This window comes from Stenotrophomonas sp. SMYL86, from assembly GCF_036320025.1.
In the GTDB taxonomy this organism is placed as follows: Bacteria; Pseudomonadota; Gammaproteobacteria; order Xanthomonadales; family Xanthomonadaceae; genus Stenotrophomonas; species Stenotrophomonas maltophilia_A.
In genome coordinates, this window is the sequence record NZ_JAWIRU010000036.1 from 1 (window position 1) to 5,903 (window position 5,903).

Annotated in this window: 5 protein-coding genes; 1 reads left to right on the forward strand and 4 read right to left on the reverse strand. The window is 66.7% G+C overall.

The annotated features are described in order from the left end of the window. Nucleotides 1–57: 57 nt before the first annotated feature. The 4 genes from V3B64_RS21765 to V3B64_RS21780 form a co-directional block, all read right to left on the reverse strand. Nucleotides 58–1,569, reverse strand: coding sequence for an ATP-binding protein (locus tag V3B64_RS21765; protein ID WP_329914956.1), 1,512 nt, complete (start codon nucleotides 1,567–1,569; stop codon nucleotides 58–60). A gap of 4 nt (nucleotides 1,570–1,573) precedes the next feature. Next, nucleotides 1,574–2,014 (reverse strand): response regulator, encoded by a 441-nt coding sequence (locus V3B64_RS21770; RefSeq protein WP_005411057.1) that lies wholly within the window; start codon nucleotides 2,012–2,014, stop codon nucleotides 1,574–1,576. Beyond that, the gene (locus V3B64_RS21775; protein WP_032130516.1) at nucleotides 2,011–3,828 is read right to left on the reverse strand and encodes an ATP-binding protein; all 1,818 of its coding nucleotides are present in this window, start codon (nucleotides 3,826–3,828) and stop codon (nucleotides 2,011–2,013) included. The genes V3B64_RS21770 and V3B64_RS21775 overlap by 4 nt, the downstream gene beginning before the upstream one ends. Before the next feature lie 232 nt (nucleotides 3,829–4,060). Then, nucleotides 4,061–4,444: a BON domain-containing protein gene (locus tag V3B64_RS21780; RefSeq protein WP_006470382.1), complete on the reverse strand. Its 384-nt coding sequence runs from the start codon at nucleotides 4,442–4,444 to the stop codon at nucleotides 4,061–4,063. A gap of 171 nt (nucleotides 4,445–4,615) precedes the next feature. On the opposite strand from V3B64_RS21780, the gene V3B64_RS21785 reads away from it, so the two are divergent. After that, nucleotides 4,616–5,659 (forward strand): oxidoreductase, encoded by a 1,044-nt coding sequence (locus V3B64_RS21785; RefSeq protein WP_329914958.1) that lies wholly within the window; start codon nucleotides 4,616–4,618, stop codon nucleotides 5,657–5,659. The last annotated feature ends 244 nt before the right edge of the window (nucleotides 5,660–5,903 follow it).

Consider the following 5,903-nt stretch of genomic DNA (forward strand, 5'->3'; position numbering starts at 1 on the left):
CAACCGCAGTGATCCCATCGCACGGCGATGCCGGCCAGCGGCCGGCACTACCGGGCATCAGCCCAGCGCTTCGGCCACCGCGCGGAAGACCTGCTGCATCTGCAGCGGCTTGTGCAACACATGCACCTCCACACCGGCCGGGAACGCGTCCGCCGCGACTGGCACCGACGGGTCCTCCAGCACCAGCGCCGGACCGCGGTAGCCAAGCGTGGCCATCTCGCCCAGCAGCTGGCTGGCCGGCAGCAGTTTGGAGCCGGCATCGGCAATCACCAGCGCCGGCAACGCCTCCTGCTGCATCCAGCGCAACGCCGCCGGGCCATCGGAGGCCAGCTGCAACTGGTAACCCTGGCTGGACAGCGCGTTGCCGAGCAGCGACAGGCGCGTGGCTTCGCCGTCAACCACCAGGATCGACTGGCCACTGCCCAGCGCCACCAGCTGCTCGATCGGCTCGCTGCCATCGATGGCCTCATGCATCGGCAGGCGCAGTTCGAAGCAGGTGCCCTGCCCCGGCTGGCTGTTGACGTGGATGCTGCCACCGGCGCCTTCAACGATGCGCTTGCAGGAAATCAGCCCCAGGCCGGTGCCATCGGCCTTGGTGGTGAAGAACGGATTGAACAAGTGTGACAGCGTGTCCGCATCCATGCCGATGCCTTCATCGGCCACGCAGATCTGCATCCAGTCCACGCCATCGCGCTGGCCGGCATGGCTGGCAGTCAGGCTCAGGCGCCCGCCGTTGGGCATCGCCTGGATCGCGTTGAGCGCCAGGTTCAGCATCACCTGCTGCAGTTCGGTGTAGTTGGCGTCGACCACCAGGCCTTCGTCCTGCACCTGCAACTCCAGGCGCACCGCATCGGGCACGTTGCTGCGCAACAGCAGCGCCACCGCATCGAACAGGCCATCGATCTCGATGCGCTCGCTCGGCTTGCGCGAGCCGCGCACGAACGACAGCATCGATTCGGCCATCTCGTGGCCACGGCGGCCGCACTCGGCAATGACTTCGGCCAGGTGGTGCAGCTGCGGATCCTCGGTGCGCGCCTTCAGCAGGTCCGGCATGATCAGCAGCGGCTGCAGGATGTTGCGCAGGTCGTGGCTGAGGCCGGCGGCAAGCAGCGACAGGCTTTCCAGGCGCTGCGCGCGCATGAGTTCGGTTTCCACCCGCGCGCGCTCTATGGCGCTGCGTGCATCGCGGATCGCACGCGCCACCGCCGACGGCAGGCGCGCCGGCAGGTGCTTGATGATGTAATCGTTGGCGCCCTTCTGCAGCGCCGCCACCGCATTCTCCTCACCCATGGTGCCGGAGACGAAGATGAAGGGCACTTCCGGTGAGGTCTCGCGCACGATGCGCAGCGCGTCATCACCGGAGAACCCCGGCATGCTCAGGTCGGACAGCACGATGTCCGGCTGGAACGCGACCAGTGCCTGGCGCAGCTCGGCCTCGCTTTCGACGCGCTCGAAACGGGCCTCCAGGCCCGCGTCGAGCATCTGTTCGGACATCAGCTCGGCATCTTCCGGTGAGTCCTCCACCAGCAGGATGCGCAGCGCCCCCAGGGCGGGACCGGTCAGGGGCATGGGCTCACTCGAGTTCCGGTGCCTGGTTGATCAACGCCCAGAACTTGCCCAGGGTCTGCACCGCGCCGAAGAACTGGTCCACGTCCACCGGCTTGACCACATAGGCGTTCACGCCCATGTCCCAGCTGCGGGCCAGGTCGCTTTCCTCGCGCGAGGACGACAGGATCACCACCGGCAGGCGCTTGAGCTCTTCGTGCTCGCGGATCTGCCGCAGCACCTCCAGGCCATCCATGCGCGGCATCTTGATGTCCAGCAGCAGCACCGCCGGCAGGCCTTCCTCGCGGTTGGCGAAGGCACCACGGCGCAACAGGTAGTCCATCACTTCCACGCCATCCTCGACGTGCACGATGGGGTTGGCCAGACGCGCCTCTTCCAGGGCGTCGATCGCCATTTCGGCATCAGCCGGGCTGTCTTCGGCGAGAAGAATGGTGCGCAGAGTGGTCATGCAGAAGGCCCTTGTTTGTCCGCATCGATCGCGGGAGGCAGGTAGAAGTGGAAGGTGGCGCCGACGTCCGGTTCGGCCTCGGCCCAGATACGGCCGCCATGACGGGTGAGCACGCGGCGCACGCTGGCCAGGCCAATGCCGGTACCCGGGTAGTCGCTGGCCTTGTGCAGGCGCTGGAAGACACCAAACAGCTTGCCGGCGTAGGCCATGTCAAAGCCTGCACCATTGTCGCTGACCGTGAACTGATGACCGCCGTCAGGCTGTGGCTGGTAGTCCACGCGGATCTTCGCTGGTTCGCGGTTGCCCGAGTACTTCACCGCGTTGCCGAGCAGGTTCAGCCAGACCTGGCGGATCATGTTCTCATCGCCCACCACGATCGGCAGCGGCGCGATGCTCCACTCCACGTGGTGCGCATGGCCGCTGTTCTCGGCCTCGGCCTGCAGGTTGGAATCGAGCATGGCGCGGGTATCGGCCACCAGCGACTGCATGTCCACCGCCTGCTGGCGCATTGCCGCGCGGCCCAGCCGCGAGTAGACCAGCAGGTCGTCGATCAGTGCCGCCATGCGCCGCGCCGAACTGGAGATCACCTCCAGGTAATGGCGGCTCTTGTCATCGGCGGCGTCGCCCAGATGGCGCGACAGCTTGTCGGAGAAACCGGCCACGTGGCGCAGTGGTGCACGCAGGTCGTGCGACACCGAGTAGCTGAAGGCTTCCAGTTCCCTGTTGACCTCGGACACCTGCGCAACCTTGCCTTCCAGCTGGCGGTTCAGTTCCTCCACCCGCAGTTGCACGGCACGCTGCACGGTGACGTCGCTGACCGTGAGCAACACCACTTCGTCGTCGGTATCCGGCAGCGGCATGCGCCGCGCGTTGAGCAGCATGTAGCGCACCATGCCATCGGCGGCGCGCTGTTCATGCTCGAAGTCCCACAGTTCGCGGCCGCGCAACAGCACATCGGACAGTCGCTGGCGCATCACGGGGTCTTTCCATGCACCGTCGCCGACAGTGTCCAGCAACAGGCCATCGGCGCGTTCATCCTGCAGCCCGTACAGCTCGGCGAAGGCAGGGTTGTGCAGCTGCACACGCAGGTCGCGGTCGAGCAGCACGATCGGCTCACGCACGGTCTGCAGCACCGAGGCTGCACGCGCGGCCGAACGCAGCGACTGTCGTTCGGCATGCAGGCGGCGACCGATCTGCCGCTGCAGCAGCCACAGCACCAGGCCAAGCAGCGCCAGCTGGATCACCAGCGAACTCCACGACACCAGCTCGGTCTGCTTGCGCTGGCGTGCGGCCTGCTCGGCGCGCTGTGTCAGCAGCTTCTGCTCGCTCGCCTGCAGTTCCTCCACCAGGCCACGGATCGGATAGCGCGTGCTCAGGTCCTGCACCAGCTCGCGCTGATCACTGTTGGGTTCGGACTTTGCCAGTTCGCGGGCAAGCGCCATGCGCCCTTCCAGCATCGACTCGATACGGCCGATGCGGATCAGCTGCTCAGGATTGTCGCGGGTCATCCGGCCCAGTTCAGCCAGGCGACCGGGAAGATCATTGGCTTTGGCCATGCGCTCGCGCAGTCCAGGCGCATCCACACCCTTGGACAGGGTCAGCGCAGCCGATTCGACATCGCGTACATCGGCCTGCAGCTGCTGCAGGGCCACACCCACGGCTTGGGTATGATTGACCCAGGCCATCGCATCTTCGCTGTCCTGCTGCAGTTGGCGCAGGGTCAACCACGGCACCACGATGATCGCGGCGGCGGCCAGCGCCAGGGCCGGCAACCGCCAACGGTCCCAGATGTCATCACTGAAAACCAGCGCCATAGTTCCTCGTCAGCACAGCCGCGGAGCGTAGGCCGATACCGGCCCGGCTGCGGCGGAACGGGCAATATAGCGCAGGCGGTCACAACTCTGGAGTTTCCAGCCTGGTTGGCTGAACGGGTTCGGAATCCGGTGCTGTAAAGCCGAGCCCACGCTCGGCTGCAACCCAAAGGGCAGTCGAGCAAGCTCGACTCTACCCAGGCAGCGGGCGCCCCATGCGGGGCGCCCTCCGGGGTCAGCGCTTGGCAGCAGCGCTGACCTTCAATGCAGCGGCATCGACGCGGGTCACGCCCTTGATGCCCTTGGCGGTGGTGACCGCCTTGTCCTTCTCGGCCTGGGTGGCCACGGCACCACTCAGGCTGACCACGCCGTTCACGGTTTCCACCTTGATTTCAGTGCCCGGAACGTTGCTGCTGGCCAGCAGATCGGCCTTCACCTTGGTGGTGATCCAGGTATCGGTCACCGGCTCGTTGGAGTCATGGCGATCAGCATGGGTTGCCGGATGGGTGCTGGTCGGCGGGCTCTTCGCGGCCGGGTCCTTGGCGAATGCAGCCGAGGAGGACAGCGCCAGGCCCAGGGTCAGGGCGGAAGCAATCAGCGTGCGGGTGGTATTGCTCATCGTGTCGTACTCCTTCGGGATGTGCTGCCAGTCTGGACAAGCCTCCGTAGAGCAGGCGTGGCGTTGCGGTCATGCCGCTGTGAATCGAGGCGATTCCAACGGCAACGGTTCAGTTTTGGCCTGTACGCAGGTGTCGTTTACCCTGCCCTTCCCCATTGCCGGAGCCGTCTCATGCGCCCCGACCTGCAACTGGCCCTGATCGGCTACGGCCTCGCCGGCCGCGTCTTCCATGCGCCGCTGATCCAGCACACGCCCGGGCTGGTGCTGCACAGCATCGTCAGTTCGCAGCGCGACACGTTGCTGCGCGCGTTCAGCGACATGCACGTGCGCGCCACGCCGCAGGAGGTGTTCGACGACCCGGCGGTGGACGCGGTGGTGATCGCCACTCCGAACGCACAACACGCACCGCTGGCGATCGCGGCGTTGGCCGCGGGCAAGCATGTGCTGGTCGACAAGCCGTTCGCGCTGGATGTCGCTGAAGCCGAAGCGGTGCTGGCTGCGGCACGTGATGCCGGACGCATCGCGACCGTGTTCCAGAACCGGCGCTTCGATGCCGACTTCCTCACCCTGCAGGCGCTGCTGGCCGAAGGCGCGCTCGGTGACGTGGCCGAGTGCCATGCGCACTTCGACCGCTACCGGCCGCAGGTGCGCGACCGCTGGCGCGAGCAGGACGGGCCGGGTAGTGGCCTGTGGTACGACCTCGGCCCGCACCTGCTGGACCAGATGCTGGTGCTGTTCGGCTGGCCCGAGGCCATCGATGCCGATCTGGCCGTGCAGCGCGAAGGTGGCAGCGGCATCGATTACTTCCACGCGGTACTGCACTACCCGCGGCATCGCGCGATCGTGCATGCCGGTTCGCTGGTTGCAGCCCCCACGCCGCACTTCAGTGTGCATGGCAGCCGTGGCAGCTGGATCAAGCATGGGCTGGACGTGCAGGAGGCACAGCTGCGGCGCGGTGTTGCGCCAGGGGCGCCAGGCTGGGGCATCGACCCACGGCACGGCGAGCTGGTGCGCTGCGATGCTGAGGACAATGTGCAGCGCAGTACCGTGGACAACCTGCCGGGCGACTACCGGCGGCTGTATTCGCAGTTCGCGGCGGCGATGCACGGCGATGGCGAGCCGACGGTCAGCCCGGTGCAGGCACTGCAGCTGATGCGGTTGCTGCAGGCCGGCATGGACAGCGCGCGCGAAGGGCGGCGGGTTCAGTTGGGGTGACCGGCAGGGCTGCGCCCTGCACCTGCCGAATCGACGGCAACGTCAACGTCAAAGGCAAGCTATCCGTGTGATGGCGGGGGGGTCCGGTTGCGGGGGACGCCGTAAATACGTCCCTGTAGCGCGCGCGAAGGGCGGCGGGTTCAGTTGGGGTGACCGGCAGGGCTGCGCCCTGCACCTGCCGAATCGACGGCAACGTCAACGTCAAAGGCAAGCTATCCGTGTGATGGCGGGGGGGTCCGGTTGC

Coding starts and splice junctions, on each gene's coding strand:
- V3B64_RS21785 (WP_329914958.1), top strand. CDS start 4,616: ATGCGCCCCGACCTGCAACTGGCCCTGATCGGCTACGGCCTCGCCGGC.
- V3B64_RS21775 (WP_032130516.1), bottom strand. CDS start 3,828: ATGGCGCTGGTTTTCAGTGATGACATCTGGGACCGTTGGCGGTTGCCG.
- V3B64_RS21770 (WP_005411057.1), bottom strand. CDS start 2,014: ATGACCACTCTGCGCACCATTCTTCTCGCCGAAGACAGCCCGGCTGAT.
- V3B64_RS21765 (WP_329914956.1), bottom strand. CDS start 1,569: ATGCCCCTGACCGGTCCCGCCCTGGGGGCGCTGCGCATCCTGCTGGTG.
- V3B64_RS21780 (WP_006470382.1), bottom strand. CDS start 4,444: ATGAGCAATACCACCCGCACGCTGATTGCTTCCGCCCTGACCCTGGGC.